Genomic DNA, 26093 nt, shown 5'->3' on the forward strand with positions numbered 1-26093 from the left:
AAGCCGTCCGGCCTCTTCTTTGTTTGTTAACGCTCGTCCCGGCGATAGACCACCTGTCCATCGATCACGGTCATCAAGCAGACGTTTCTCAAATCCATCGGGTCGCCGCTCCAGACGGCCAAGTCCGCGTCCTTGCCCTTTTTGAGCGAGCCGATTCGGCCGTCAAGCTCCAAGTGCCGCGCGCCGTAAAGCGTGATGCCTTTCAGCGCTTCAATCCGCGGCAGGCCGGCCTTGCAGGCGATCACGGCCGCCAGAGGGTACTCGGACAGCAACATGAACGGGTGGTCGGTGATCAGGCAGAACTGAACGCCCGCCCGATAGAGAGCCGCCGGCGTCTCCCAGCTTCGGTTCTTCAGCTCCAGCTTGCTCTTGCCGGAGAAACTCGGCCCAAGTGCCGCTTTGACGCCCTTCTCTGCCAAGTAGTCGGCGATCAGGTGGCCTTCGGTGCAGTGCTCCAGCGTGTAGCGCAGGCCGAACTCCTCGGCAATCCGAATCGCCGTGCAGATGTCGTCCGACCTGTGGCAGTGAATCGTCAGGGGCATACGGCGTTCCAGCACGGGCTGAAGCGCCTCAAGGCCCAAGTCCCGGTCGTGCGGCGTCTTCGACTCGGTCTTCTTCGCGTAGTCCTGCGCCTTCGCCAGAGTCTCCCGCAAAAGCGACGCCACAGCCATACGGGTCAACGGGGCCTTCTTGCGCTCCTCGCCGTACACGCGCTTCGGGTTCTCCCCCAGAGCGGCTTTCATCGCCGACGGCGACTTGATGACCATCTTATCCACCACTCGCCCGCGAAGTTTCAGCACAATCCCGGTCCCACCGATCACGTTCGCGCTGCCGGGCAGGCACTGGACCGTCGTCACGCCTCCGGCCAGCGCCTCTGGAAGCGCCTCGTCGTCCGGGTAGAACGCGTCCAGCGCCCGCAGCTGAGGCGTCACCGGGTCGGTCTTCTCGTTGCCGTCGATCATGCCGGCGGGCGTCGAATAGGTGAAGTTCCCCAGATGAGTGTGAGCGTCCACCAGCCCCGGCGTGACGTACCCGCCGCCCAGGTCAATCGTCTCGGCGTCCGACGGCACCTCGTCGCCTCGAACCACGTCGACGATCTTTCCCGCGTCGTCGGCCAACAGCGCCCCTCGCTCGACGATCGGCCCTTCCAGCGTCTCAAACGTTCCGTTGATAAAAGCTCTCATCGCGTCCCCTCCTCGCAAACTTTCGGCTTTTCTCTATTATACGAGCCGCGTTGCCCGCCGTCGCTCCAAACCGGCCCCTTTGGGACTGATACCGTCCCGGAACGGCGAAAAGTGCCAGATGTCCGTCGCCGTCGCCTTGACAGAGACCTGCATATATTTAAAATATATTTTAAGAAGTTAGTCTGCTAAATTAATGGCCTTATCGAAGGAGGGACAGGTTGATGCAAATTAGGAAAGCTGTGTGTCGGTTGTTGGCGGCGGCTGGCATTTTGTCGCTTGGAGGGGCTTGCTACGGCGCGTATCCGGAGAAGCCTGTAGAGGTGATCGTCGCGTTTCAGCCCGGCGGCGGCACGGACGTTGCCGCTCGGACGGTGTTTAAGTTTGCCGAGAAGTATTTCGGACAGAGCTATGCGATTGTGAACAAGCCCGGCGCTTCCGGGGAGATCGGCTGGACGGCCATCGCGCGGGGAAACCCGGACGGCTATACCATCGGTTTCATCAACCCGCCCGGTTTCCTCATTATTCCGATCCAGCGCCCGGCGGCTAAGTATCGGTTGGACAACTTTGATTTGATTGCCAACATCGTGATGGATCCCGGTGTTATCGGCGTTCGTCCCGACAGCCCGTACAAGACGCTGAACGATTTGATCGAGGCGGAAAAGAAGGAGCCGGGGAAAATATCCATCGCTTATTCAGGCCCCGGAACGTCTGAAGCCCTGCTGCTCTCGCGGGTGGAACGCCAATCGGGCGTGACGCTGAACAAGGTCCCGTTTGACGGCTCGGCTCCCGGCATGGTGGCTCTGATGGGCGGGCACGTGGAAGCGGTGTGCATGAACCTGTCAGAATGCTACACCTACATTGATGATGGCAACCTGCGGCTTGTGGGCGTCGGCTCTCCGGAACGCGAAGCGACGGTCCCCGACGTGCCGACGTATAAGGAGCAGGGATACGACTTCATTCAGGCGAGCCTGCGCGGCGTGGCGGCCCCTAAGGGTCTGCCGAAGGAAGCTCTTCAGGCGATAGAGAATTCGTTGAAAAAAGCGGTAGAGGATCCGGAGTTTCAGGCTAAGGCGAAGGAGCTCCAGATGCCGCTGCGGTTCATGGGCTCGGAGGAGTACACCAAGTTCCTGAACGACATGAATCAAGACCTGCAGAAAGAGTGGGAGACTAACCCGTGGTAGCGCCGGGCAGAGAAAACAGAAGATGAAAAACGATTTATCGTCAGGCGGGCCTTTGCCTGCCTGACGATAAAACTCTTTAGGGGACTGATGAAAGTGAGAAAATTTTTTGACCTGTACCTTCCGACGATCTTGTTGTTTGGTTTAGGCGCCTATTTCCTGACGGACACGAAGGACATCACCCCAGACGCTCTGATTTATCCGCGGGCTTTGGCTATTTTGATGATCGTTTTGGCGGCGGTGGGCTTTATCGTGGCACTTCTGTCATACCGCCGGGAGACAGCGCGCTCGGATGACGACAAAGACTTCAAGAAACTTGCGCTGGCAGTGACGGCGACCGTTGCGTACTGCGGGCTCATGCCGTTTTTAGGGTTCGTGACTTCGTCGTTTCTGTTCTGCTTTGGGCTGATTTGTGCGCTGGGGTACTCGCGGCGGGGCGTGGCGCTCGTCGTGTCTGGAACGTTGGTCGCCCTTATTTGGCTGGGTTTTCGAGTGCTGCTGAAGGTCCCCGTGCCGAAGGGAATTTTCTTCGGCGGCGGGCTGTAGGGGGGAAGATGGCATGGACGTTATTTGGTCGGCGTTTATAGGGGCGCTTACCCCGATAAATTTAAGTTTCTCCTTGCTTGGAACCGTCATCGGAATAATCGTTGGAGCGCTCCCCGGTTTTACCTCGACGATGGGCGTCGCCCTGTTTATCCCGTTTACCTACTCGATGTCCCCGGCGGCAGGGCTGATCTTTTTAGCCAGTATTTACTGCGGCTCCACGTACGGCGGATCGATCTCGGCGATTCTGATTCGGACTCCCGGCACGCCGGCGGCTGTGATCACAGCCATTGACGGCTACGAGATGACCCGCAACGGCGAGGGCGGCCGCGCTCTGGCCATGGCTGTCTTTTCTTCGCTGATCGGCGGCCTGATCAGCGCGGCGGCTCTGCTGTTTATTGCGCCGCCGCTGGCTCAGCTCGTCCTGCGCTTTGGCCCGGTGGAAGTGTTCTACTTAGCCATTTTGGGGCTGTCGGTCATCATCGGCATATCAAAGGGTTCCGTCCTCAAGGGCTCAATAGCCGGCGTGATGGGAATGCTGTTGGCGACGGTCGGCGTTGACGGTATTTCCGGGTCGTATCGGTACACGTTGGACAACGTGTCGCTGTTTGAGGGGCTGCCGGTTGTGCCTGTGGTGATTGGTCTTTTTTCGGCCTGCCAGGTTTTCAGCCTTGTCGAGCAGAAGAACGTGACTATCATCAAGGACATTGCGTCGTTCTCCGACGACTCGTGGCCCAAAATGCGGGATATCCGAGATCACTTCTGGCTCATGGTAAAGTCGGGGATTATCGGGACGGTCGTCGGTATTATTCCGGCGGCCGGCATGAGCATTGCCTGCGCCATCAGTTACAACGAGGCCCGGAGATCTTCCAAACACCCTGAAAAGTTCGGTTCTGGTTCTGTTGAGGGCGTTATCGCGTCGGAGGCGGCGAACAACGGCGTCACCGGCGGCTCTCTCGTGCCGCTGCTGACGCTGGGAATCCCAGGCAACACCGTTTCGGCCATTTTCTTGGGCGGCCTGCTGATTCACGGGCTGCGGCCCGGCGTTCAGTTATTCACCAAGAACGCCGATGTGGCCTACACGCTTCTGTTCGGGATCTTCGTGGCGAATATCCTCATGTTTTTAGTGGGCGTCGTCGCGGCCCGATACGTGGCCCGGATAACGAAAATTTCGACGCGCCTTCTTGCCCCCGCGATCATGGTTCTCTGCGTCATCGGCTCCTTTGCGATCAGAAACAACCTGTTCGACGTCGGCGTGATGGTCGTGGCCGGTTTGGTTGGATACCTTATGAACCGATGGGGATATTCGACCCCGGCGTTTATCCTCGGGCTGATTTTAGGCCCCATGGCCGAAGGGGAGCTGAGGCGGTCGATCATGCTCTCCCGTGGGGACTGGAAGTTCTTCTGCAACAGCACGCTGTCAGTTCTTCTGCTGGTCCTTATTTTCGTTTCCCTCTTCGGTCCGACGATCGTGTCCTATTTGAGGAGGAGTCGGAGGAAGGAGCCGGCAAATGTCTAATGTCGTTGTCGTTGGCGCTGGCGCCGGCGGGCGGGCCGTCGCGGCGGACTTGAGCCTTCAGGGGCATCGGGTGACGTTGCTGCAGGCGCCGAGTCATTCTGGATCGTTGGACGACCTGCGCGGCGGGAAGATTCTCTTGGAGTCCCTGCCGTCCTGCGGTCGGCCGGGGGGACAAGCCCAACTTCATCTGGTTACGGTCGACCCATCGGAGGCCCTGAAAGGTCCGGCGGCGGTGTTTGTCGTCGTCCCGTCGTACGCTCAGAGCGACGTGGCAGACTTTTTGGCCCCGCACCTTCGGGAGTTTCATCAGGTGTGCCTCATGCCGGGAAACTTACTGGGGGCAGTGGCCTTTGTCCGCCAGCTTCGGGCCGGCGGGAACGACGCGGTGACTCACGTGGCCGAAACGGACAGCATGATTTTTACAGCCAGCCGAACAGCCGGCGGCGTGTCGGTCCGAGGGTTCAAAGACGGCATGGGCGTCGCGGCGTTCCCTGCTGAAGGCGGCGAGGAGCTTCTGAAAAGCCTGCGGGCGATTTATCCCGCTTTGACCGTTTCACCGACGGTTCTCGAAACCGGCTTATCGAACCCGAACGTGCTGATTCACGTGCCGCTGACCGTGCTGAACTGGGCTAACGCGGAGCGCGGGCTTGACATGCTTTCGTACTACGGCGCCTTTACCCCTGGGATCGGCCGCGTTATCGAAGCGCTTGACGGGGAGCGAATGGCCTTGGCATCCCGCGGCGTTGCGATTCGTCCGGTGGTCAGCCTGCTGGGAGATTGGTACAGGAAGCAAGGCGCCAGCGGGTCGTCGATTTTTCAGCTGATTTCAACGAACCCGCTGTATAAGAACAGCAAGCTTCCCAAGTCAACGAATCACCGATATATCATTGAGGACGTGCCGTTCGGGCTCGTCCCGGCGGCGGACCTTTTGAACCGCTTTGGCCTGCCCAATGCCGTTCACCTGTCGCTTATCACGTTGGCCAGCCTCGCTTCGGGAACTGATTTTCAGGCAGCCGGACGGAGCCTTCGGGGAATGGGGTACAATTGGAGCGGAGAAGAGATCCTTGATCGGGTCCGGCGGCGAGGCCTATAAAGCGGAGGTCTGAAAGGGATAATGACATCGGTTTTCTTGAAAGATCGAATCAGTGAGCAGCTGAGGCACGACATATGGCAAGGTTTCATTCAGCCTGACGCGACGCTCACCATCGACGATCTGTGCGCTCGATTTCGGGTGAGCCGGACGCCAGTTCGGGAAGCCTTGTTGGCCCTGTGCGGCGAGAACCTTCTTGTCGCCAAACACCGGGTTGGATACATGCTGAAACCCATTGATCCGTCCGCGGTTATCGAGTCGTACCGGCTGCGGTCCATCATCGAGCCGGAAGGCGCAGCCCGAGCGGCGGCGCATATTACCGAGCCGGAGAAAGGGGAACTTCAGGCGCTGGCGGACGACGGTTCGCCGTCGGGCAACTATCGGTTTCACATGATGATCGCGTCTGCTGCCAGAGGGACGGTTCTTCAGGATATCCTTCGGGTACTGCTCAACGCGTCGGTTCGCGGACGGGTGCTTCTCTCGTTGGTTCAGGGTCCTTCAGGAATACTGGCAGACCGGCTGGCCAGCCACGCGGCGATATGCCAGGCCGTCTGCGCCGGGGATGAACAGATGGCGGCGTCCCTCATGTGCCGTCACCTGGAAGACTCGCGCGAAAGGGTTATTCGGGCTGTCAGCCGCAGTTGATCAGTCAAAATTGTTTTGTGTGTCGCCGTTCTTTTGAAGAACGGCGACATTTTTTAGGTTGTCCGGGGGAAGGCCTTTCGGTATCATCGTACAAAGAAAAGAAGGAAGGGAGGCGGGAGCGTGATCACCGAACGGATGACGGAAAGCGCGCTTCGGTTCATGGGCGTCCCGCCGTCGGGGCGAACCGACGGCGACCGGCATGCCGTCCGACGCGTCTTTGAAAGGCTCCAGTCTCTCGGGCCGGTTCGATGGGTCTGGCGGCGCGCCCCGATAGCCCTCGAAGAGTCCGGCGTCCTTCTGGACGGATGGCTGAGCGTGCCGGGACGCGACCTGACGCGGATTTTTGCCCACTGCCGTTCCTGTTTCGTTTTGGCTTTGACCCTTGGCCCGGCGGTCGACCGGGCAATTGCGCTGGCTGGAAGTCTGAGTGACCCTCAGGCTCTGGCGCTTGACGCCTGCGCGTCGGTCTGGGCTGACGCGGAGTGCGACCGGCTGGACGAGGAGATCACCGTCAAGCTGCCACCGGACGAGTACCCGACCATGCGGTTCAGCCCGGGCTACGGCGACGTGCCTTCGTCGGCTTCCCGCGGAATCATTCAGATGTTGGACGCGACCCGCCGAATTGGCCTGACGATGACGGCCAGCGGCATGATGGCGCCGGTCAAGTCGATAACCGCGCTCATCGGAATTTCTGATCGGCATGAGAACCGCCGGCGGGACTGCAGTTCCTGCGGACGGCGGGGCGTCTGCAGTTTTATGAAGGAAGGCGAGACCTGTGGCGGTTGAGTTCACCAGCCCGTCCCGACGGCTGACGCTGGGGCGGGATCGAATCATCTTTGACGGCGCCATGGGCACCGCGCTGGGCTCCCGAGGCCTGAGACGGGGAAGCCTTCCCGAAGAGCTGAACCTGTCGTCGCCGGAGACCGTCGCGGCGGTTCACCGCTCTTTTCTTGAGGCGGGCAGCGATTTCATCACGACCAACACGTTCGGCGCGTTCCCGAGCCGGCTCGCTCACGCCGGCCTGTCGGTCGGGCCGGTCGTGCGCTCGGCCTGTCAGATCGCCCGGCGCGAGGCGGAGCGGTTCGGTGGGTTCGTCGCGCTGGATATCGGCCCGTCGGGCCGCCTGATGGAGCCGCTGGGCGACGCCACGTTCGACGAGATCTATCAGGGCGTCTGCGAGGTCCTCCACGCCGGCGCGGCGTACTGCGACGCCGTTTTGCTGGAGACGTTCACCGATCTGGCCGAGATCCGGGCCGCCGCTCTGGCCGTCCGGGAAAACTGTGGCCTGCCGCTTCTGGCGACCATGAGCTTTGAGCCGTCGGGCCGGACGTTTTCTGGCGCGTCCGCCGAGGCGTGCTCGCTCGTCCTTTCCGGCCTCGGCGCGAGCGCCTTCGGGACGAACTGCTCAGCCGGCCCGCGGGCCCTGCGCGAAACGGTTCGGCAGATATGCGGCGCGTGCCCTGTCCCGGTGATCGTCCAGCCCAACGCGGGCCTGCCGGAGTTTTCCGGCTCGTCGGTCGTTTACAGCGCCGGCCCCGACGAGTTTCAGTCGGTCATGGGCGAGTTCGCCCGCTGGGGCGTCGCCGTCTTGGGCGGCTGCTGCGGCACGACGCCGGACTACATCAGGCGCTTGTCGTCCCTGCGGGGCGACGTTCCGCCACGGAGTGTGCCCCTTGGGCCTGCGGCCTGTTCGGCCTCTCAGGTCGTCCGGTTTGACATGTTCGTCCCCGTCGGCGAGCGGATTAACCCGACCGGCAAACCGGTTTTAGCGGACGCCTACGCATCCCGCCTGCCGTCGCCGCTGCTCGAGGATGCGATCAAGCAGACGCAGGAAGGCGCGGTCATGCTGGACGTCAACGCCGGCGTGCCGGGCGTTGACGAGGCCGCCGCCTTGAGCTGGGCCGTCCAAACTCTTCAAGAAGGCGTGACCTGCCCGCTTCAGCTCGACTCGGCCAACCCTAAGGCGCTTGAAGCGGCGCTTCGGGCCTGCGTCGGGCTTCCGATGATCAACTCGGCCAGCGCCCGGCCGGAAAGTCTGGAGCCGGCAATTCGCCTCGCCAAAAAGTACGGCGTCTCCATCCTCGGCCTGCCAATGGACGAAACGGGCGTGCCGGAGCGGGCGGCAGACCGTCTCGCCGTCGCCGCCCGAATCAAAGAGCGCTGGACCGCCGCCGGGCTGGCGGCTGAAAAACTGCTGTTCGACCCGCTGGTCATGGCCGCGGCCGCCGGGCCGGAGCGGGTGAGCGAAACCCTGAATACTCTCTCGGCGCTCAAAGAACGCCTTGGCGCCAAAACGATGGCGGGAATCAGCAACGTCTCGTTCGGCCTGCCAGCCCGCGGAGCGGTCAATCGAACAATGCTGGCCGCCTGCCTTGATCGAGGTCTGGACGCGGCGATCCTCAACCCCGGCGACTTGGGCATGATGGACACGGTCGCCGTCTGGAACCTTTTATCAGGCCGCGACGCAGACGCCTCCGGCTACTTGGCCTACTGCGCGGCCCGGCCGGAAGAGCTCGAGCCGGAAAGCCGGGACGCCCTTCCCGTTCCGGAGGCGAATCAGGACGACAACGAAGACGAGCTGGGGCGAGCGGTTCGCCTCGGGCTGGTCCAAGAGGCCAGAAGAGCGGCTGCCGAACTCTGTAAAGGCGTCAGCGCCATGACCGTCGTGGAAGAATACCTCGTCCCGGCGCTTGATCGGGTCGGCGATGACTACGAGGCGGGGCGAATTTTCCTGCCCGGCCTGCTCAAGGCCGCGTCCGCCGCGTCGGCAGCGTTTGACGAAATTCGTCAGGCCCTCCCAGCCGGCTCAGGCGCCCGGGACAAAGGGCCGATCGTCTTGGCCACCGTACAGGGCGACGTTCACGACATCGGCAAGAACATCGCCGGCACCGTTTTGGAAAGCTACGGCTTTCGGGTCATCGACCTGGGCAAAAACGTCCCGGCCGAAACGGTCGTCCGGACGGTCGTCGAAAACCGCGCGCCGCTCGTCGGCCTCAGCGCCCTGATGACCGCCACCGTCGCCAGCATGGAAGACACCGTCGCCGCCCTTCGCCGCGCCGCGCCGGGGGTAAAAATCATCGTCGGCGGCGCCGTCCTGTCCCGGGTGCTGGCCCGGTCGATTGGCGCTGACTACTACGCCGCCACGGCCATGGAAACGGTCCGGCTCGCAGAAAAGGCGATCAAACTCAAAGAGAGGGAATAAATGAAGCCGGTCGCCTTTTGGCGACCGGCTCTTCTTTATTTGTTAGCGAACGATTGATAGGGCGAGTTCAACAGGCCGGGAATCGGCTCCCCGGTTAAAAACGCCGCGACGCTTGCCGCCGCGCCCCGGCACTCTCGTTCCAGCGCTTGGCGGGTCCACGCCGCCGCGTGGGGCGTCGCCCACAGGTTTGGACAGGACAAAAGCGGCGAAGCCGCGTCAGGCGGCTCCTGCCGGAAAACGTCAACGGCCGCGGCGGCGAGCGGTCCGTCGGTCAATGCCCAAGCCAGAGCATCCTCGTCTACTAGATCACCCCGCGCCGTATTGACGAAAACCGCTCCGGGCTTGAACAGCGCAAAAACCTCCCGATTGAACATGTTTCGCGTCTCAGGAGTGACCCGACTGTGGACGGACACCGCGTCGCACCTTGAGACCAACTCTGCCAGCGAACGGGCATAACGAGCGCCCTCCGGCAGAATGACCCCGGCCGCCTGAGTGGAAGGCGACCAGACTAGGACCTGAGGGCCGAACGGCAGCAGTCGGGCCAAAACCTCTCGGCCTATCGCGCCGTACCCCACAACGCCGATCAGAGCACCTTTCATATCCCGGCCTAATAGATCAGGTCCGCGCCAAGCGCCGCTTTTCAGAGCGCAGGCCAGCGAGTCGGCCCGTCGGAACAGCCCCAGCAGCAAAAAGGCCGCGTACTCCGCCACAGTCGTCGTGTTCGCCCCCGGGACGCAGCTCACCGCCACCCCACGTCTTGTGGCCGCGGGAATATCCACGTTTGACGGCGGCCCGCCGCACTTGGCGATGATCCCCAAGTTCTTCGCCTTGTCGATCAGCTCCGCGTCGATCGCCGTCGCCGACGTGATAATCACGGCTCGGGACGGCCCAATCAGTCGGGCCGTCAGCTCTCGGCTCACCGGCCCGCTCGGCGTGAAGAACCGAACGTCCCCCAGACCGTCCAGCTCGCTGAACCACTCCATCGGGCCTTCCGGCTCGATCACGGTCACAAGCGGTTTCTGTCCCACAGCTCCACCTCCCGGCGCTTCCTAGAGAAGCAGACTTCAAGCTCATTGTATCATCGGGAATTTCACCGGCGCGGGCCGCCGGCGGACAAAAAGAAAAACGATGAAATTCTTGCTTGCTTCCAGCCCGACAGTCATATACAATTCGGCCACAAAGCGCCCCGTTTTTAAGGGCGCGGAAGGAGGGCGCATAACAGATATGAACAGCACGTTCCAGCTCAGTCCCGACCAGGCGTCGGCGCTGGCGGAGAAATACGGCAGTCCCCTCGTCGTCCTGTCGCTCAAACAGGCCGAGCAGAACTACCGGACCCTGTCCGACTGGCTCAATCGCGTGAAACTTCACTATGCCATGAAGTCCAACCCGGCAGAACCCTTGCTCAAGACCTTTGCGGACCTAGGCAGCGGCTTTGACGTAGCCACAATCGGCGAGATTAAAACGCTCCTGCAGTTGGGCGTTGATCCCAGCCGGCTCATCTACGCCAACCCCACAAAACCGGAAAACTGGATCGCCCAAGCGTGGAAACTCGGCGTCACCCGGTTCACCTACGACTCGCCGGCTGAAGTTGGCAAAATAGCCGCCAACGCTCCTGGCGCCTCGGTCTGGCTTCGGGTCAGAATCGCCAACCCCGGCGCGCTCGTCAACCTCAACAGCAAATTTGGCGCCTCACAGGCCGACGCGCTTGACCTGCTCCAGCTGGCCAAAAGCAAAGGGCTTGACGTCGCCGGCCTCAGCTTCCACGTCGGAAGCCAGACGAGAGACTCCGGCCCGTACCTCAACTCCTTAGCCGTCTGCCGCCGAATCTTCAACGAAGCGGCGGAGATGGGGGTGCCGCTCAGATCGTTAGACATCGGCGGCGGCTTCCCAATCGTCGAGCTCGGCTACGACATCGACCAAGAGACCATGGACAGCCAGATCCGGGACGAACTGGAAGACCTCTTCCCCGAGACCGAACTGCTGGCCGAACCCGGCCGGGCCCTGTGCGGCACCACAGCCAACCTGATAACCAGCGTCATCGGCAAACAGGTGCGGGACGGCCAGGACTGGTACATCCTCGACGACGGCATCTACGGCACCTTCTCGGGCATCCTGTTTGACCACTGGGACTTTGAACTGCTCAGCGCCAAAACGGGCCCGCTGTACCTGTCCACGTTCGCCGGCCCGAGCTGTGACTCTCTGGACGTCCTGTTCCGCGACCGTTCCACGCCGGAACTGGAAGTGGGCGACCGGCTCGTCGTCCCGGCCTGCGGCGCGTACACGTCCGCGTCAGCCACCACATTCAACGGATTCTCCCTCACCCCGATCGTCATCTGGGAAGAGGTCAAAGAAAGCCTATAAACGCCTGCAACCAACGCTTCGGCGGCCTCGCAGACCCCTGCGAAGCCGCCGATTTTGTAACGAGAGCGCCGCGAAGGTAAAATATTCAGATAACTAGACATAAAATGCCGCCTCGTTGAAAAGTATTTGATAATGCGGTCATAAAATATTGCCATGCTAAAAAATAAGGGTATTTATACAGTAGGTATGTAATTATATTTTTAGACCTATTTTTAGTAGTTGTTGACCGAAACGACACCGAGTTGTAACATTGCTCCTGTTCGCCGCGGAACAGACGCGGCGGCGCACCATGACAACGCGAAAGGGAAGAAGGAAGCCAGAAGAGTGAGGTTAGGTGTAACTGAGGAGTTACATCGGAAGCTCTGTTAATTTTTTGGAGAGTTTGATCCTGGCTCAGGATAAACGCTGGCGGCGTGCTTAACACATGCAAGTTGGACGGGAATACTCGAGGAAGAGACTTCGGTTAATTTTTTGGGTATGAGAGTAGCGGACGGGTGAGTAATGCATAAGAATCTATCCATCAGAGGGGGACAACTGCGGGAAACCGGAGCTAATACCCCGTAAGCCGGAAGGTGAAAGGGAGCAATCCGCTGATGGAGGAGCTTGTGTCCTATCAGGTAGTTGGTGAGGTAAGAGCTCACCAAGCCGAAGACGGGTAGCCGGACTGAGAGGTTGTACGGCCACATTGGAACTGAGAGACGGTCCAGACTCCTACGGGAGGCAGCAGTGGGGAATATTGGGCAATGGGCGAAAGCCTGACCCAGCGACGCCGCGTGAGGGAAGACGGCCTTCGGGTTGTAAACCTCTGTTGCAGGGGAAGAAGGAAGTGACGGTACCCTGCGAGGAAGCTCCGGCAAACTACGTGCCAGCAGCCGCGGTAATACGTAGGGAGCGAGCGTTATCCGGAATTACTGGGCGTAAAGGGCGCGTAGGCGGAATGGCAAGTCAGCAAGTGAAAGCGTGGGGCTCAACCCCATGATGCGGCTGAAACTGTTATTCTAGAGGCATGGAGAGGCAAACGGAATTCCCGGTGTAGCGGTGAAATGCGTAGATATCGGGAAGAACACCAGTGGCGAAGGCGGTTTGCTGGCCATGAACTGACGCTCATAGCGCGAAAGCTAGGGTAGCAAACGGGATTAGATACCCCGGTAGTCCTAGCAGTAAACGATGTATGCTGGGTGTGGGTGTAGCGATACATCCGTGCCGAAGTTAACGCGATAAGCATACCGCCTGGGGAGTACGGTCGCAAGATTGAAACTCAAAGGAATTGACGGGGGCCCGCACAAGCGGTGGAGCACGTGGTTTAATTCGATGCAAACCGAAGAACCTTACCTGGGCTTGACATGTAAGGAAAGGTGTATGGAGACGTACAAGTGTACTGCTTCGGTAGTACGCCTTACACAGGTGCTGCATGGCTGTCGTCAGCTCGTGTCGTGAGATGTTGGGTTAAGTCCCGCAACGAGCGCAACCCCTATTGCCAGTTGCTAACAGGTAGAGCTGAGCACTCAGGCGAGACTGCCGCCGACAAGGTGGAGGAAGGTGGGGATGACGTCAAGTCATCATGGCCCTTATGCCCAGGGCCACACACATGCTACAATGGCCGGTACAAAGGGAAGCGAGGCTGCGAAGCGGAGCGAACCCCAAAAGCCGGTCCCAGTTCGGATTGCAGTCTGCAACTCGACTGCATGAAGTTGGAATCGCTAGTAATCGCGAATCAGCGAAGTCGCGGTGAATACGTTCCCGGGCCTTGTACACACCGCCCGTCACACCATCCGAGTTGGATGCACTCCAAGTCGGTATCTCAACCGCAAGGGGGGAGCCGCCCAAAGTGTGTCTGGTGAGGAGGGTGAAGTCGTAACAAGGTAGCCGTACCGGAAGGTGCGGCTGGATCACCTCCTTTCTAAGGAGTTCCGGCGGGAGTTCTGAGGAACGCCCGCAGCTCAGCGAGCACCGGGCCGAACGGTTCGGGCTTCCTTCTTTCACGCGTTGGATGGGAAACTGCGAAAGAGCAGTTTGCACCATGACAAACGAACAAAGCCACGTCTTTAGTTCTAGAAAGGACTAAAGAAGCTAACGGGAAGAAAGCAAGAGTAACTGGGAAGCAAGGAAAGGTAAGGAAAAGGTATTAAGGGCACAGGATGGATGCCTTGGCACTTACAGCCGAAGAAAGACGTCGCAAGCTGCGAAAAGCCTCGGGGAGCCGCAAGCGGGCCTTGATCCGGGGATATCTGAATGGGGCAACCCGTCGGAGGAAGACTCCGACACACCGCAAGGTGGGGAACCTGGTGAAGTGAAACATCTCAGTAGCCAGAGGAAAAGAAATCGAAGAGATACCCTGAGTAGTGGTGAGCGAAAGGGGAAGAGCCTAAACCGAACATGTGGAAGCCTGCAAGCGTTGCATGTTTGGGGTTGAGGGACCTTCGGGAGCAGATTGCAGACTGCTCGCAGAGTTAGAAAGCGTCAGCTTAGCTGAACGGTGTTGGAAAAGCCGGCCGTAGAGGGTGAAAGCCCTGTAGGCGAAAAGCTGAAGTCTCTGAGAAGGGATCCCAAGTAGGCCGGAGCACGTGGAATTCCGGTTGAATCAGGGCGGCCCATCGTCCAAGGCTAAACACTGTAAGTGACCGATAGCGCATAGTACCGAGAGGGAAAGGTGAAAAGCACCCCGGGAGGGGAGTGAAATAGACCTGAAACCCTGTGCCTACAAGCAGTTGAAGCTGGAAGCGGAGCGATCCGTGGAAAGTAACAGCGTGCCTATTGAAAAATGAGCCGGCGAGATGCTGTACGTAGCGAGGTTAAGATCTTTAGAAGGATTGGAGCCGAAGCGAAAGCGAGTCCGAAGAGGGCGCGAGTTTCGTGCAGCACACCCGAAGCCCGACGATCTAGCCATGGGCAGGTTGAAGTGAGGGTGAAACCTCATGGAGGACCCAACCAGTGCCTGTTGAAAAAGTCTTGGATGACCTGTGGTTAGGAGTGAAAAGCTAATCGAGTTGGGTAATAGCTGGTTCTCCCCGAAATGCATTGAGGTGCAGCCTCAAGTAGTAAGTGTCGGGGGTAGAGCTACTGACAGATCAAGGGGTCCTGGGGGACTACCGAGATCTATCAAACTCCGAATACCGACACTGTAAACTTGGGAGTGAGACTACGGGTGATAAGGTTCGTGGTCAAAAGGGAAACAGCCCAGATCAACAGCTAAGGCCCCAAAGAGTTCGCTAAGTGTGACAAGGATGTGGGAAGCCTCAGACAGCCAGGAGGTTGGCTCAGAAGCAGCCATCCTTTAAAGAGTGCGTAACAGCTCACTGGTCGAGGTCTCCTGCGCCGAAAATGTAGGGGGCTAAGCGAACCGCCGAAGCTATGGGATGTGAAGACATCGGTAGGGGAGCGTACTCTAAAGGGAAGAAGCCGCATTGTGAAGTGCGGTGGACTACAGAGTAGTGAGAATGTCGGCATGAGTAACGCAATGCGAGTGAGAGCCTCGCACACCGAAAGACCAAGGATTCCTGGGGAAGGTTCGTCCGCCCAGGGTTAGGCGGGACCTAAGGTCAGGCTGAAAAGCGTAGCCGATGGACAACCGGTAGACATTCCGGTCCCGCGAGAGCTTGCATGACCGAAGGAGTGACGCAGGAGGCTAAGTGGAGCCGGCGGATGGAAGAGCCGGTTCAAGGGAGTAGGGAGACGAGGCAGGCAAATCCACCTTGTCGATAATCCTGAGACCTGATGGGGAGCCCTTAGAGGGTGAAGCCACTGAAGCCCGGCTGCCGAGAAAAGCTTCTAGGGAGAGCGATCGCGCCCGTACCCGAAACCGACACAGGTGGTCAGGCTGAACAAGCCAAGGTGAATGGGAAAACTCTCGTTAAGGAACTCTGCAAGTTGACTCCGTAACTTAGGGAGAAGGAGTGCTGCGCCCGTGAAATGGATACTCATGTAAGCGGGAAGCAGCCGCAGAAACCAGGCCCAAGCGACTGTTTAATAAAAACATAGGACTCTGCGTAAGGTGCAAACCGAAGTATAGGGTCTGACGCCTGCCCGGTGCTGGAAGGTTAAAGGGAAGAGTTAGCCGCAAGGCGAAGCTTAGAACTGAAGCCCCAGTAAACGGCGGCCGTAACTATAACGGTCCTAAGGTAGCGAAATTCCTTGTCGGGTAAGTTCCGACCTGCACGAATGGCGTAACGATTTGGGCGCTGTCTCGACGAGAGACCCAGTGAAATTGTAGTACCGGTCAAGATGCCGGTTACCCGTGGCGGGACGGAAAGACCCCATGGAGCTTTACTGTAGCCTGGTACTGACGTTTGACCTTACACGTACAGGATAGGTGGGAGACTGAGAATACAGATCGTTAGATTTGTAGGAGTCGATGTTGGGATACCACCCTTGTGATGTTGAACGTCTAACGCATAGCACTGAAGCGTGAATGCGGACCCTGCCAGGTGGGCAGTTTGACTGGGGCGGTCGCCTCCTAAAGAGTAACGGAGGCGCGCAAAGGTCAACTCAGGGCGGATGGAAATCGCCCAGAGAGCGTAAGGGTATAAGTTGGCTTGACTGCGAGAGTGACAATTCGAGCAGAGACGAAAGTCGGTCCTAGTGATCCGGCGGTGCTGAGTGGAAAGGCCGTCGCTCATCGGATAAAAGCTACCCTGGGGATAACAGGCTGATCTCCCCCGAGAGTTCCCATCGACGGGGAGGTTTGGCACCTCGATGTCGGCTCGTCGCATCCTGGGGCTGTAGCAGGTCCCAAGGGTTGGTCTGTTCGCCCATTAAAGCGGTACGTGAGCTGGGTTTAAAACGTCGTGAGACAGTTTGGTCCCTATCCGCCACGGGCGCAAGATATTTGAGAGGAGCTGCTCCTAGTACGAGAGGACCGGAGTGGACGCACCGCTAGTGTACCGGTTGTGTTGCCAGACGCAGAAGCCGGGTAGCCATGTGCGGCAGGGATAACCGCTGAAGGCATCTAAGTGGGAAGCCCCCCTCGAGATGAGATATCTCACAACGGAAGGTTGGTAAGGCGTCCCTGAGACGAAGGGATAGATAGGTCGGGAGTGTAAGAGCCGCGAGGTTTTTAGCTGACCGATACTAATACGCCGAGGCCTTTTTCTTTTAATTTGCTTCGAGAGAAACTGCTAAAGACCGTTAGTGGAATTAGGACTGGAAAGGATAGAAGACGTGGCAGAGTGAGTTTGAAGAGGTGTAAACTGCTTTTCGATAGACGGATATGCGGTTGGTGACCAGCGGAGCGGGTCCACCCGGAACCATGCCGAACCCGGAAGTTAAGCGCTTCAGCGCCGATGGTACTGCGATTCAGTTCGTGGGAGAGTAGGTCGTTGCCAACCCATATTTGAGGAGGCCGGAACCTGAATATTCAGGTTCCGGCTTTTTTTGTGTCTGAGAGAAAAAAGAGAAAGAGAATATCCGTTTTTAAAGAAGAATTATGCCGTTTGATCAATAAGTGACGGGGAATTTTTGTGGTGGTCTCTTTTCGTTGAAATAGGTTTGAGGGCGGCGGGCGTGTTACACTAAAAGCCGCCGGACTGTAGTTTCGGCAGTTGAAAATTTGCAGCTCTTTTTGTGGGGCGTGCTGGACGGTGTGTCTTTTGAGAGTAAATGGGCTGACAATGAGGCTGTTGGGCGTAACGTGCGGGTTGGCGACACTTGAGGCGGGTTTTTTTCTTTTGCCGGTATGGTTTGATGCAATTGGCTTTGAGCCGGGGCAATGGCTTGGTGCGGCTTTGGGAATTCACGCCGGAGTGGCAATGGCTGGGCGTGTTTTGGCTCCAAGGTTTTTGGAGGAGATTGGTCTTCGGCGTGGTGTGATCGGGGGCTTCTGTGTGCTCGCTGCGGCGGCGCTTTTCTTTTTGTCAGTTCATCCAAGTGTGACTGCTTTTTTGGCCGCTCGCGCGGTCTACGGGGCGGGACAGACTCTTTTTTTAGTAGCTTTGCTGTCATTTCAAGTGGCAGCTTTCGATGTGGCGGAGCGGAGCCAAGCTATGACGATTGTGTCGTTAGGCAACGTGCTGCCGATGTTGACGGCTTTGCCGCTGTTCGAATTGCTTTTGGCCCGAGGTTTGGTTCGGTGGTACGAGTTTTTTTTGATGGCCGTTGCTGGGGCGACGGTCTGGGCGGCGTTTCGGCTGCCCGAACTGCCCGATCTGTCGGCTGGGACGGAGCTTCAAGGGCAGGAACGGGCACCGCGGGGGTCCTTTGCTCAGGTATTCCGTGAGCCGGCTCTTAGACGGCTGTTTGTCGTGTTGGGAACGTTTACGACTCTCGACGCCCTACAGGTGCCGCTTGTGTTCGTTGCTCGCGAGCAGGGGCTGCCAGTGTCTTCTTTTATGGTGACTTCGGCTCTGGCGTCGGTGCTGATGAGATCGCTGGGTGTTTCAACGGTGGGACGTTTTCCCCGGCGGACTTTGGCGGCTCTGCCAGGGTTGTTTCTTGCCGTTGCTTTGGCCGGTGCAACGTGGGCAGGGAACCTCTTTTTTATGGCGTTGTGTGGTGCGCTGTACGGGGCGGCAATGGGGCTGGGATACCCGATGATGCTGAGCTTGTTGGGTGATTTGAGTTCGCCAAGCCTGAGAACGCGCGTGGTGAGCGTACATGGATTGATTTATTCGGCGTCGTATTTTGCGGTGCCGATAGCTGTGACAGCCTTGGCGCGGTCGATGAGCTACGTGACGGTTTATCGGTTGGCCAGCGGTGCTCTGGTTGCCGTCGGTTTGTTGGCTTGGCGGATAGTTGCCCGTCATCCGCTGGAAGCAGTTGATTCGGGAAAAGTATCGTAGGTTTTATATTATTAGTTGTTTCTTCAATACATCCAAAAGGTTTTTATCATTTATTGGGACGAGTATGTCGGGGTTGTCCAATCTGTCCGTTCGCTGTTTATAGAGTTCATGGCCATAATTTCAAATATAGCTGGTATGTTCGGAGCTTTTTAAGCTTTTCCGTGCTCTTCGCCGCGGAAACTGGCTTCTGAGTCGAGTTGGCGCGTCATAGGGCTGCCTGTGCGAATTTATTATTTCGGTGTCAGTATGTTAGTATAATAATGAATAATTTTAAATAAACATTAGAGAACCTGTTCGGACGGTTGTTTTGCAGGGAGCATACAGGTTCGTAAACTAGCTGGCAGGAGGTGCTTTCAATAATGAAAAGATTTTTCTGTGCGTGGGGTGCGATCATTTTCTTTTCGGGGACGGCGTTGGCGTTCTCCAATGAGCCAAGCGCATTTCGAGGAATACAATGGGGAGAACCTGTAACGATGCATTCATCAACGCTGAAACTGGTGCAAAGCGATAAAGACCAAGGTGTTGATTATTACATGCGCGTGAAAGATGACTTGACGATGCGAAGAGCGCGTTTAGCCTCGGTTTTATACGGGTTCTCGAAGAAAGGTTTCGAGGTGGCGGTTCTCGCTGCTAGATCTGCGAACGAGACGAAAAATATCTACGAGGCCTGTGTTATTCAGTGGGGCGAACCTGATGAACATACTACCGGAACGTTTGGCGCTGAATGGCGAGGCGAAAACGTTAGGATTCAACTGATAGACGGGCAAACGAAGAACGATATGCTGATCATTCAGAGTAAGATTCAATAAAAATAAGATGCTTTTTGCGTTGGGGTTTGTTGGAGAGGAGATGTCCTTTCTCGGTAGGGCCGAGTGCCCTGCAGCTTTTTATGAGCCTTGAACAGTAGGGCTGTACAAGTCATTTGTCACTTAAAAAGTTATTATTCAAGGCACATTTTTGGACGCGGGATGAAGTTTTTGTAAAGGGTACATCATCGTTGCGATAGAAAAAACCGCCTCTCCCAAAAATGATATGCTCCCCCCAAGTAGGACAGGGAAATATAAAACCTACTTGGGGGGTATTTCTATGCCCAGAAAAAGCAAGATAGACTCAGCTTTGAAAATATCTCTAGTTGAAAGCTATCTCCGAGACGAAATCAGCTGCACAGAAGCGACGAGGCAAGCGGGGCTTAGGGGCCGCGCATCGTTTAGGAGTTGGGTCCGGATTTACCAAAATGAAGGTCCCGGAGGATTGCTCGCTCAATCGAGAAACAGACATTATTCACAGGAGCTGAAATTGGCTACCGTTCATGCCTATCTGAGCGGAGAAGGATCCTTAACGGAGACGGCGTATCGCTATGGCTTACGGTCAAAAGCTCAACTTCAAAGCTGGATACAGGCATATACTACTCATGGATGGATCCAATCGCGCACAAGCGGAGGAGTCAGCTCCATGAGAAAAGCCAGACAGACAAGCCAGGAAGAACGCCTTGAAATCGTACGGTACTGCCTTGCTAAGGATAATAATTATGGAGCGACGGCGCTGAAATATAACTGTTCCTATCAGCAGGTGCGCAACTGGGTGCTCCGTTATGAGAGCATGGGCCCCGCCGGCCTTGAAGACCGTCGTGGACGGCGGATTGGAACCCTGCCAGCCCGGACACCAGAGGAAAAGCAGCGCCACAGGATTGCAGAACTGGAACGCAAGAACCGCGACCTTCAGATGGAGAACGACCTGTTAAAAAAAATCAGAGAGTTAGAGATGAAAGATCGCTCTCTCTGACTCGACATCCCTACAAATACCAAGCGATCAAAGAACTGACTGAAGCCAAGCACTACCCCCTGCAAAAGCTCTGTCAGTGCCAGCGGCTTTCGCGCAGCGCGTATTATCGCTGGCTTAAAGGTCCTGTCAGCTTCAGTGAGAAGTACAATACCGAGCTCTCCGAGAAGATCAAGGCCATTCATGAGAACCATCCGGATATGGGTTACCGGCGAATCAGGGACGAACTGGAAAGGAATCACGGCATCGCAGTGAACGATAAGCGGGTACTCAGGATCTGTCGCGGAGAGCGTATTCAATCCACGATCAAGTGGAGGCCAAAGAGCTGCACCAGAAGCAGCCAAGACCCTGCACATATCGCCAAAAACTATCTCAACCGTGACTTTCACGCAGACGCACCGAACGAGAAATGGCTGACGGATGTCACTGAGTTCAAGTATTACGTCGGGGGGAACGCTCACAAAGTATATCTGAGTGCCATACTGGATCTCTATGATCGCAGGATCGTGGCATATAAAATCGGCGAGCATAATGACAATCCGCTGGTTATGAGCACGTTTGATGAAGCTGTAGAGCGTGAGCCCGAGGCACATCCATTGTTTCACAGTGACCGAGGCTTCCAGTACACGAGCAAACAGTTCTCGGGGAGACTAAAGAGAAACCGAATGAAGCAGAGCATGTCCAGAGTAGCCCATTGCATTGACAATGGGCCTATGGAAGGCTTCTGGGGGATCCTGAAGCGTGAAATGTACTACAGGAAACGCTTCACCTCAAAGATGGATCTGGTGAAGACCATAGAGTCATACATCAGGTATTACAACACGGAGCGGTTCCAACGGAAATTGCATCTGATGACACCTGCCGAATACCATGCAAGCTTCTATACTGCGGCGTAAAAGAACCGCCAGCCGATTACTCGACTGGCGGTACGGGACTTTTTGATTTTTCACTGTCCTATTGACGGGGAGCAGACCACCAAAACGGGAGAGGCGGTTTTATTTACATATGTAATTGAGGGTGTTTGGAGGAGTAGTGAGACGAGGTCTTCTCCTGCGGTCTCTGGTATTACTGCTCTACTGCTGTTTTCATTTAGTGTCCGCATCCGCCACCCTTGTCGTCTTTACCCCAGATTTCCCTTTCTCTTCGGCTCTGTTCTCTCAAGGTGGCTTTTTAGGTTTTTGGGGTTTCCCTTTTTCTGTCGGCGGCGTTTTTTTCGGTCCCTGTCCTTGAGCTCGGCGTTTTTGTTCCTGAAGTCGCCGTTTTTTTTCTTGAGCTCGGCGTTTTGCCTCTTGGGCCTGGCGCTGTTTTTTTAAATTTTCAGCGCGTTGCACGGCTTGATGTTCTTCCGTGGCTATATCAATAAATTTTTGTAGTTCGTCTGGGACAATGTCTCTCCAGTCCAAATCAACAGGCTTTTCATGGTCCGTTCCGTCGACGCTGCTCGTCGAGGGATTTTCATTCGTATCGACAATTTCTTCGGTATTCTCGTTCTCACCCGTTTGCTCTACGGTGTTCGAGGCGGCTTCTTGTCCCGCTTGTGGTTCTGTTTTTTCCGGCCGAGTTTCTTGAGCGTTGTCCTCTGGTGTCTCATCTTGGGTTTCTTGGGCATCCTTCTCTGGCTTTTTCTCTGACGTCTCATCGGTTATTCCGCCGGCCTCGCGAACCGCTATTGTTCCGGGGTTATTTCTGTCTGTGGAAAGGATGTCTTTGGTGTATTGATTTTTGTTAAACGCGTCTATCGCAGCTATTAACACCGACAGTTGTGTGGGGTGTTTCTTTTCCCAGTCCGGTGTCCTCTTTTTGTAGAGAGTGACCACATTTTGAGTAAGAGTCACTCTCGCCTCATTATTGGCCGAGTCGAGTCTGCCGAGTGTCTCAATTCCCCACTCAGTCAACTTTTTAGTGATTGCATTGCCATCGATGAAATCTAGTGCCACGGAGGAAGCTGCATACGTGACGGAAAGTCCGCTTTCTATTGCTTCCTTGCGAACGTGAATCACGCTGAATGGGTCGAGAATGGCGGTTACATAGGATCCTTTATTGCCTAAATCCGCTAATATATCGGCAAAGTTTTCTTTTCTGTAGTCGCCTTGAGCAGCGCCCACACAATTAAAAAGGTGGGATGTCGTATTAAGCGATCCGACTGCCATGGTGGCAGTCGCTTTTACAGCGAAAAAAGCGGCTCCACCGAGAGTCGTGGGTATCGCCATCGTGGCCACTGCGCCTACAGTAGTAGCTAGGGTCGCGGTTGCTGCGGTAGCCGACGAGAGAATGACTCCTGCGTTGGCGACATTTGCGATGCTTTGATAAGCTTCGGAAGTTTGGGCGTAAATTTCTTGAGTTTTATTGTAATGTTCAAGGGCTTTCGCCTTGGCTTCCGGCGTCGGGGCATTTTTTATTCGTTGAGTGAGGCTTTGTATGTCCTGCTTAGTGTTTGCGATTTGATCTGCGATTTGTATTGCGGAGGCTTTATCAAAGTAGCCTTCAGCCGCTTTTTTAAAGCCCAAAGTTCCCACAAGGGTTCCCCAAGTGTTATAAAACGTTGAGCCCATCGCGGCGTTAGCCGGTGTCCCGATAAAGAAACTTAACAGCTGTGCGAGCCGGTTGGCGTCTTCTTCCGGCATTGTGTTCATGGCTTGGGTAGCCCACGAGATGGCCTCGGAATACGTTTGGGCGCTGGCGCTCAGTTTTTCAATCAGGTCAAAACAGACGTTCATCATGGCTTGATGCTGCTGGTCGGTGAGTTCTACGCCGGTCACGTACCGAGAATCATAGATGGCCTTGATGTAGGTTCGAAGCCCCATTTCCGCGTTGATTAGATTCAAGCAGAATTGATTGTGAAAAGGAATAATTTTTGCCGCGACATCTTCGGGGATCGTTTCAGAAAAAGATGTGAGTCTGTTTGCCGATTCGTCAGAATCGGACTCTTCAATCAGGTTTTCCGCACGACTGATTTCCTCTGTTGCCGCGTTTGGCTGGGCTGCTTCATCTTGCGACTGCACGGCAGGTTCACTTGGAGCCGACAGGCTGGCTAGGAGTGGCGTTGTTGCAAACGATAGGAAAAATGTCAGCGCAATTATCGGTGCGATTTCATGGTTAATCCTCCTTTGACTGGAATGAAGTTAGCATTTTTTGTTCGCTAAGTGTAATTACACAGTAAATGTAATCCTTTTATTCCATTTAACAGCCTTTATGTATTGTTGTCAAATCAGAGAGGTAACGCTTTAGGGTGTCTTGTGCTCTTTGAGCAAAAACGAAGTGTGAAGAAGTCGGGCAGGTGGCTGCGGAGCAAGGCGCGTCTTTTTGCAGAGAGGTATAACTGCGCTGGCAGTTTGTTCACACAAAAGATTATCAGAGGTTCAGTGTTGTCCCCAAAAAGCACAGCAGGCCGTCGAGCTTCGACGGCCTGCTTCCTTTAAGAGTCGCTTCCTTTGGGGACCCCACGTTGAGCGAGGGAGTTGAGAAACTGCTGCAATCGTTCGCTTTTGGGGTGTCCGATGATCTGGTCTGCTGGGCCGTGTTCGATGATCTGGCCTTGGTCCATGAAGCATATTTCGTGGGCCACCGACGCGGCGAAGGATATTTCGTGCGTGACGATGATCATGGTCTGCTGCTGTTTTGCTAGGCTGCCGATGAGGCGCAGGACTTCGTTAACGAGTTCGGGGTCAAGGGCGCTGGTCGGCTCGTCGAGCAGGAGGACTTTCGGGTCGAGCGCGAGGGCCCGGCCGATGGCGATTCGCTGCTGCTGGCCGCCGGAGAGGGTCTGAGGGTAGCTGTCTTTCTTGTCGGCTAGGCCGATTCGCTCTAGGATCTGCAGGCCCGTTTCCCGCGCCTGATCTGGCGGGACGCGCCGGACGACTGTGAGCCCTTCGGTGATGTTTTCCAGCGCCGTTTTGTTGGCGAACAGGTTGAACGACTGGAAGACCATGCCGGTGTGCCGGCGAAGGAAGAGGGTTTCCAGTTTCCTGATGGTCTGAAAGTCGACGGTCGTGTCGGCGATGGTGACGGTCCCGCGGTCGGCTTTTTCGAGGCAGTTGATGCACCGGAGCAGGGTCGACTTGCCCGTGCCGCTGGGGCCGATGACGGCCATGACGTGGCCGGTCTGCAGGGAGAACGAGACGTCCCGCAGGACGGGCGTTCCCTCAAAGCTCTTTCCTAGGTGCTGGACGCTGATCATTTTTTCGCCCCCATGGAGCCGGCGAGCCGTCCTTCTAAGGCGCGCTGGGTTCGTCCCATGACGGCGGTGATGGCCCAGAAGACGAGGAGCACGCAAAGGTAGGCTTCCAGATATCGGTAGTTGCCGGAGCCTTCGAGCTGCGCTTGGGCCATCATTTCCTTGACGCCGATGGCGAACACGAGGGACGTGTCCTTGACGATGTTGATGAAGCTGCTGAACAGCGTGGGCAGGGCGACACGGACGGCCTGCGGCAGGATGATCCGGCGCATGGCCTGAGGGTAGGTCATGCCGATGGACTGGGCCGCTTCAAACTGGCCTTTGGGCACCGAGCCGATGGCGGCCCGAAGGGATTCGGCCATGTACGCGGCGCTGGCGAGGCTCAGGATGATGAGAGCGGCCTGAAACGACGAGACGCTTTTGACGGCTCCTCGAATGGCCGGCAGTATGCCGAAGTAGAAGCAGAAGAGCTGAGCCATGAGCGGCGTGCCGCGGAAGAACGAGATGTACAGCCGGAAGAACTGGCTGAGGCCGGGGATCCGAAGGTCCATGACGATGGCAATGAGGAACGCCAGACACAGGCCGCAAAATATAGCAAGGGCGGACAACCGAATGGTTGTTCCGCCGTATTTGATGATCGATGGGAAGAGGTGGAGAAAGAAGGAAAAATCAAAGTTCATTTCTCAGTGCTTTGCGTCGTGTCCACGTTGAACCATTTCATCGAAAGTTGGGACAGAGTGCCGTCGGCGCGCATATCGTCAATAGCCTTGCTGACTTCCGTGGCGAGCTTTTCGCCCTGGGCGTCCTTGCGGAACGGGTAGGCGTTCGTCTCGTAGACGAGTTTTTCGTTCAACTGCTGTAGCGGCAGGTTCTGCTCGGCGATGACGGTCTTGGTCTTGATCTCGCCCTGCCAGAAGGCGTCGATACGGCCGATGACCGCTTCGTTTTCCATGGCGATGCCGTCGTAGGTGACGATGTCCAGCCCCAAGTTGTACTTGTCGTTGATGGCCCGGAGAGTAGCTTCGCCGTTACCGCCCAGCCAGCAGCCGACTTTATGGCCTTTCAGGTCCTCTTTGGTCTTGAGCGGGCTGTCATTTTTGACGAAGAAGTCGTAGTAGCTGTAGGCGTATGGGGTCGAGAAGGCGTACTTTTCGAGCCGCGCCGGGGTGATGGACATTTGGTGCGCGACCGTGTCGATTTCGCCGGCGTCGAGCATGCCGACTAAGCCGCTGAACTGGCCCAGCTTGATTTCGAGCTCGTAGTTGTTCCGCTTGGCGATCTCGCGCCACACGTCGATTTCAAAGCCCTGAGCCTTGTCGTCTTTCTGGAACGCCCACGGCTTGTAGGACGCCGACGTGCCGACGATCACTTTCTGCTTGTCGGCGGCAAAGGCCGCGCTGCCCAGAAGAACCATGCCGAGAACCAACAGTGCTGAAGTTTGACGAATACTCATAAAATCACGCTCCCTCGTGAAGGTGTGATCTTATTATACGGTCCCTTTAGTTATTTTCAATATAATTTATTTAAAAACAAATGAAACAGCCCAAAGATTTTTTTCGACCGGCTGAGTGAGGGGCGGTTTTTCCTTTTGACGGGGAATTTTTAGCTGTCACGCCGCTTGTTCGCTCGGTCCTGACGAGCCGGA

The 26093-nt window shown here is 56.8% G+C and carries 18 protein-coding genes, 3 rRNA genes and 1 pseudogene; 16 read left to right on the forward strand and 6 right to left on the reverse strand.

The window, feature by feature from the left end:
* Positions 1–26: 26 nt before the first annotated feature.
* The gene (locus tag JONANDRAFT_RS00405) at positions 27–1184 is read right to left on the reverse strand and encodes an amidohydrolase (protein ID WP_008520034.1); all 1158 of its coding nucleotides are present in this window, start codon (positions 1182–1184) and stop codon (positions 27–29) included.
* Between the two features lie 221 nt (positions 1185–1405).
* On the opposite strand from JONANDRAFT_RS00405, the gene JONANDRAFT_RS00410 reads away from it, so the two are divergent.
* From JONANDRAFT_RS00410 to JONANDRAFT_RS00440, 7 genes are all read left to right on the forward strand, one after another.
* A complete protein-coding gene (locus tag JONANDRAFT_RS00410) occupies positions 1406–2365 on the forward strand; it encodes a tripartite tricarboxylate transporter substrate binding protein (RefSeq protein ID WP_008522330.1) in 960 nt (319 codons plus the stop codon).
* A gap of 87 nt (positions 2366–2452) precedes the next feature.
* Positions 2453–2908 carry a tripartite tricarboxylate transporter TctB family protein gene (locus JONANDRAFT_RS00415; RefSeq protein ID WP_008522331.1) on the forward strand — a complete coding sequence of 152 codons (456 nt, stop codon included), beginning with the start codon at positions 2453–2455 and terminating at the stop codon, positions 2906–2908.
* A gap of 13 nt (positions 2909–2921) precedes the next feature.
* Positions 2922–4424: a tripartite tricarboxylate transporter permease gene (locus JONANDRAFT_RS00420; protein WP_008522332.1), complete on the forward strand. Its 1503-nt coding sequence runs from the start codon at positions 2922–2924 to the stop codon at positions 4422–4424.
* The gene (locus JONANDRAFT_RS00425) at positions 4417–5517 is read left to right on the forward strand and encodes an NAD/NADP octopine/nopaline dehydrogenase family protein (RefSeq protein WP_008520041.1); all 1101 of its coding nucleotides are present in this window, start codon (positions 4417–4419) and stop codon (positions 5515–5517) included. Before JONANDRAFT_RS00420 ends, JONANDRAFT_RS00425 begins: the two co-directional genes overlap by 8 nt.
* A gap of 36 nt (positions 5518–5553) precedes the next feature.
* The gene (locus tag JONANDRAFT_RS00430; protein WP_233417404.1) at positions 5554–6159 is read left to right on the forward strand and encodes a GntR family transcriptional regulator; all 606 of its coding nucleotides are present in this window, start codon (positions 5554–5556) and stop codon (positions 6157–6159) included.
* Positions 6160–6279: 120 nt separating this feature from the next.
* Positions 6280–6945 (forward strand): vitamin B12 dependent-methionine synthase activation domain-containing protein, encoded by a 666-nt coding sequence (locus JONANDRAFT_RS00435; RefSeq protein WP_008522333.1) that lies wholly within the window; start codon positions 6280–6282, stop codon positions 6943–6945.
* On the forward strand, positions 6935–9361 hold the full coding sequence (locus tag JONANDRAFT_RS00440) for a homocysteine S-methyltransferase family protein (protein WP_008520046.1): 2427 nt from the start codon (positions 6935–6937) through the stop codon (positions 9359–9361). The genes JONANDRAFT_RS00435 and JONANDRAFT_RS00440 overlap by 11 nt, the downstream gene beginning before the upstream one ends.
* 35 nt (positions 9362–9396) lie before the next feature.
* Here JONANDRAFT_RS00440 and JONANDRAFT_RS00445 read toward each other — a convergent pair whose 3' ends face one another.
* Positions 9397–10389, reverse strand: coding sequence for an NAD(P)-dependent oxidoreductase (locus JONANDRAFT_RS00445; protein WP_008522334.1), 993 nt, complete (start codon positions 10387–10389; stop codon positions 9397–9399).
* A gap of 196 nt (positions 10390–10585) precedes the next feature.
* On the opposite strand from JONANDRAFT_RS00445, the gene JONANDRAFT_RS00450 reads away from it, so the two are divergent.
* The 9 genes and pseudogenes from JONANDRAFT_RS00450 to JONANDRAFT_RS08280 all read left to right on the forward strand — a co-directional run bounded on the left by JONANDRAFT_RS00450 (position 10586) and on the right by JONANDRAFT_RS08280 (position 21170).
* Positions 10586–11722, forward strand: a complete 1137-nt coding sequence (locus JONANDRAFT_RS00450; RefSeq protein ID WP_008522336.1) for a type III PLP-dependent enzyme — start codon at positions 10586–10588, stop codon at positions 11720–11722.
* 370 nt (positions 11723–12092) lie between these two features.
* Positions 12093–13622 (forward strand): 16S ribosomal RNA (locus tag JONANDRAFT_RS00455).
* 215 nt (positions 13623–13837) lie between these two features.
* A 23S ribosomal RNA gene (locus JONANDRAFT_RS00460) occupies positions 13838–16813 on the forward strand.
* A gap of 120 nt (positions 16814–16933) precedes the next feature.
* Positions 16934–17046, forward strand: a 5S ribosomal RNA gene (gene rrf, locus JONANDRAFT_RS00465).
* The 16S, 23S and 5S rRNA genes sit together here, the layout of an rRNA operon.
* Positions 17047–17328: 282 nt before the next feature.
* The gene (locus JONANDRAFT_RS00470) at positions 17329–18495 is read left to right on the forward strand and encodes an MFS transporter (RefSeq protein ID WP_008520063.1); all 1167 of its coding nucleotides are present in this window, start codon (positions 17329–17331) and stop codon (positions 18493–18495) included.
* Between the two features lie 359 nt (positions 18496–18854).
* The gene (locus JONANDRAFT_RS00475) at positions 18855–19304 is read left to right on the forward strand and encodes a hypothetical protein (RefSeq protein ID WP_008520067.1); all 450 of its coding nucleotides are present in this window, start codon (positions 18855–18857) and stop codon (positions 19302–19304) included.
* A 277-nt stretch (positions 19305–19581) separates the two neighbouring features.
* A pseudogene (locus tag JONANDRAFT_RS08485) lies at positions 19582–19710 on the forward strand (hypothetical protein); the annotation flags it as partial.
* A 237-nt stretch (positions 19711–19947) separates the two neighbouring features.
* A complete protein-coding gene (locus tag JONANDRAFT_RS08275) occupies positions 19948–20277 on the forward strand; it encodes a helix-turn-helix domain-containing protein (protein ID WP_231286710.1) in 330 nt (109 codons plus the stop codon).
* Between the two features lie 35 nt (positions 20278–20312).
* Positions 20313–21170, forward strand: a complete 858-nt coding sequence (locus JONANDRAFT_RS08280; protein WP_233417428.1) for an IS3 family transposase — start codon at positions 20313–20315, stop codon at positions 21168–21170.
* A 261-nt stretch (positions 21171–21431) separates the two neighbouring features.
* On the opposite strand, the gene JONANDRAFT_RS00490 is transcribed toward JONANDRAFT_RS08280, so the two are convergent.
* The 4 genes from JONANDRAFT_RS00490 to JONANDRAFT_RS00505 form a co-directional block, all read right to left on the reverse strand.
* The gene (locus JONANDRAFT_RS00490; protein WP_155801276.1) at positions 21432–23276 is read right to left on the reverse strand and encodes a hypothetical protein; all 1845 of its coding nucleotides are present in this window, start codon (positions 23274–23276) and stop codon (positions 21432–21434) included.
* A 413-nt stretch (positions 23277–23689) separates the two neighbouring features.
* Positions 23690–24451 (reverse strand): amino acid ABC transporter ATP-binding protein, encoded by a 762-nt coding sequence (locus JONANDRAFT_RS00495; protein WP_008521957.1) that lies wholly within the window; start codon positions 24449–24451, stop codon positions 23690–23692.
* Positions 24448–25128 carry an amino acid ABC transporter permease gene (locus JONANDRAFT_RS00500; RefSeq protein ID WP_008521958.1) on the reverse strand — a complete coding sequence of 227 codons (681 nt, stop codon included), beginning with the start codon at positions 25126–25128 and terminating at the stop codon, positions 24448–24450. Before JONANDRAFT_RS00500 ends, JONANDRAFT_RS00495 begins: the two co-directional genes overlap by 4 nt.
* Positions 25125–25901, reverse strand: coding sequence for a transporter substrate-binding domain-containing protein (locus JONANDRAFT_RS00505; protein WP_008521959.1), 777 nt, complete (start codon positions 25899–25901; stop codon positions 25125–25127). Before JONANDRAFT_RS00505 ends, JONANDRAFT_RS00500 begins: the two co-directional genes overlap by 4 nt.
* Positions 25902–26093 lie beyond the last annotated feature (192 nt).

The organism is Jonquetella anthropi DSM 22815, assembly GCF_000237805.1.
Classification (GTDB): Bacteria; Synergistota; Synergistia; order Synergistales; family Dethiosulfovibrionaceae; genus Jonquetella; species Jonquetella anthropi.

Excerpts from the sequence above, each read along its gene's own strand:
- JONANDRAFT_RS00500 (WP_008521958.1), bottom strand. The coding sequence starts at position 25,128 with ATGAACTTTGATTTTTCCTTCTTTCTCCACCTCTTCCCATCGATCATC.
- JONANDRAFT_RS00410 (WP_008522330.1), top strand. The coding sequence starts at position 1,406 with ATGCAAATTAGGAAAGCTGTGTGTCGGTTGTTGGCGGCGGCTGGCATT.
- JONANDRAFT_RS00505 (WP_008521959.1), bottom strand. The coding sequence starts at position 25,901 with ATGAGTATTCGTCAAACTTCAGCACTGTTGGTTCTCGGCATGGTTCTT.
- JONANDRAFT_RS00450 (WP_008522336.1), top strand. The coding sequence starts at position 10,586 with ATGAACAGCACGTTCCAGCTCAGTCCCGACCAGGCGTCGGCGCTGGCG.
- JONANDRAFT_RS00420 (WP_008522332.1), top strand. The coding sequence starts at position 2,922 with ATGGACGTTATTTGGTCGGCGTTTATAGGGGCGCTTACCCCGATAAAT.
- JONANDRAFT_RS08275 (WP_231286710.1), top strand. The coding sequence starts at position 19,948 with ATGAGAAAAGCCAGACAGACAAGCCAGGAAGAACGCCTTGAAATCGTA.
- JONANDRAFT_RS00495 (WP_008521957.1), bottom strand. The coding sequence starts at position 24,451 with ATGATCAGCGTCCAGCACCTAGGAAAGAGCTTTGAGGGAACGCCCGTC.
- JONANDRAFT_RS00425 (WP_008520041.1), top strand. The coding sequence starts at position 4,417 with ATGTCTAATGTCGTTGTCGTTGGCGCTGGCGCCGGCGGGCGGGCCGTC.
- JONANDRAFT_RS00475 (WP_008520067.1), top strand. The coding sequence starts at position 18,855 with ATGAAAAGATTTTTCTGTGCGTGGGGTGCGATCATTTTCTTTTCGGGG.
- JONANDRAFT_RS00470 (WP_008520063.1), top strand. The coding sequence starts at position 17,329 with ATGAGGCTGTTGGGCGTAACGTGCGGGTTGGCGACACTTGAGGCGGGT.
- JONANDRAFT_RS00405 (WP_008520034.1), bottom strand. The coding sequence starts at position 1,184 with ATGAGAGCTTTTATCAACGGAACGTTTGAGACGCTGGAAGGGCCGATC.
- JONANDRAFT_RS00415 (WP_008522331.1), top strand. The coding sequence starts at position 2,453 with ATGAAAGTGAGAAAATTTTTTGACCTGTACCTTCCGACGATCTTGTTG.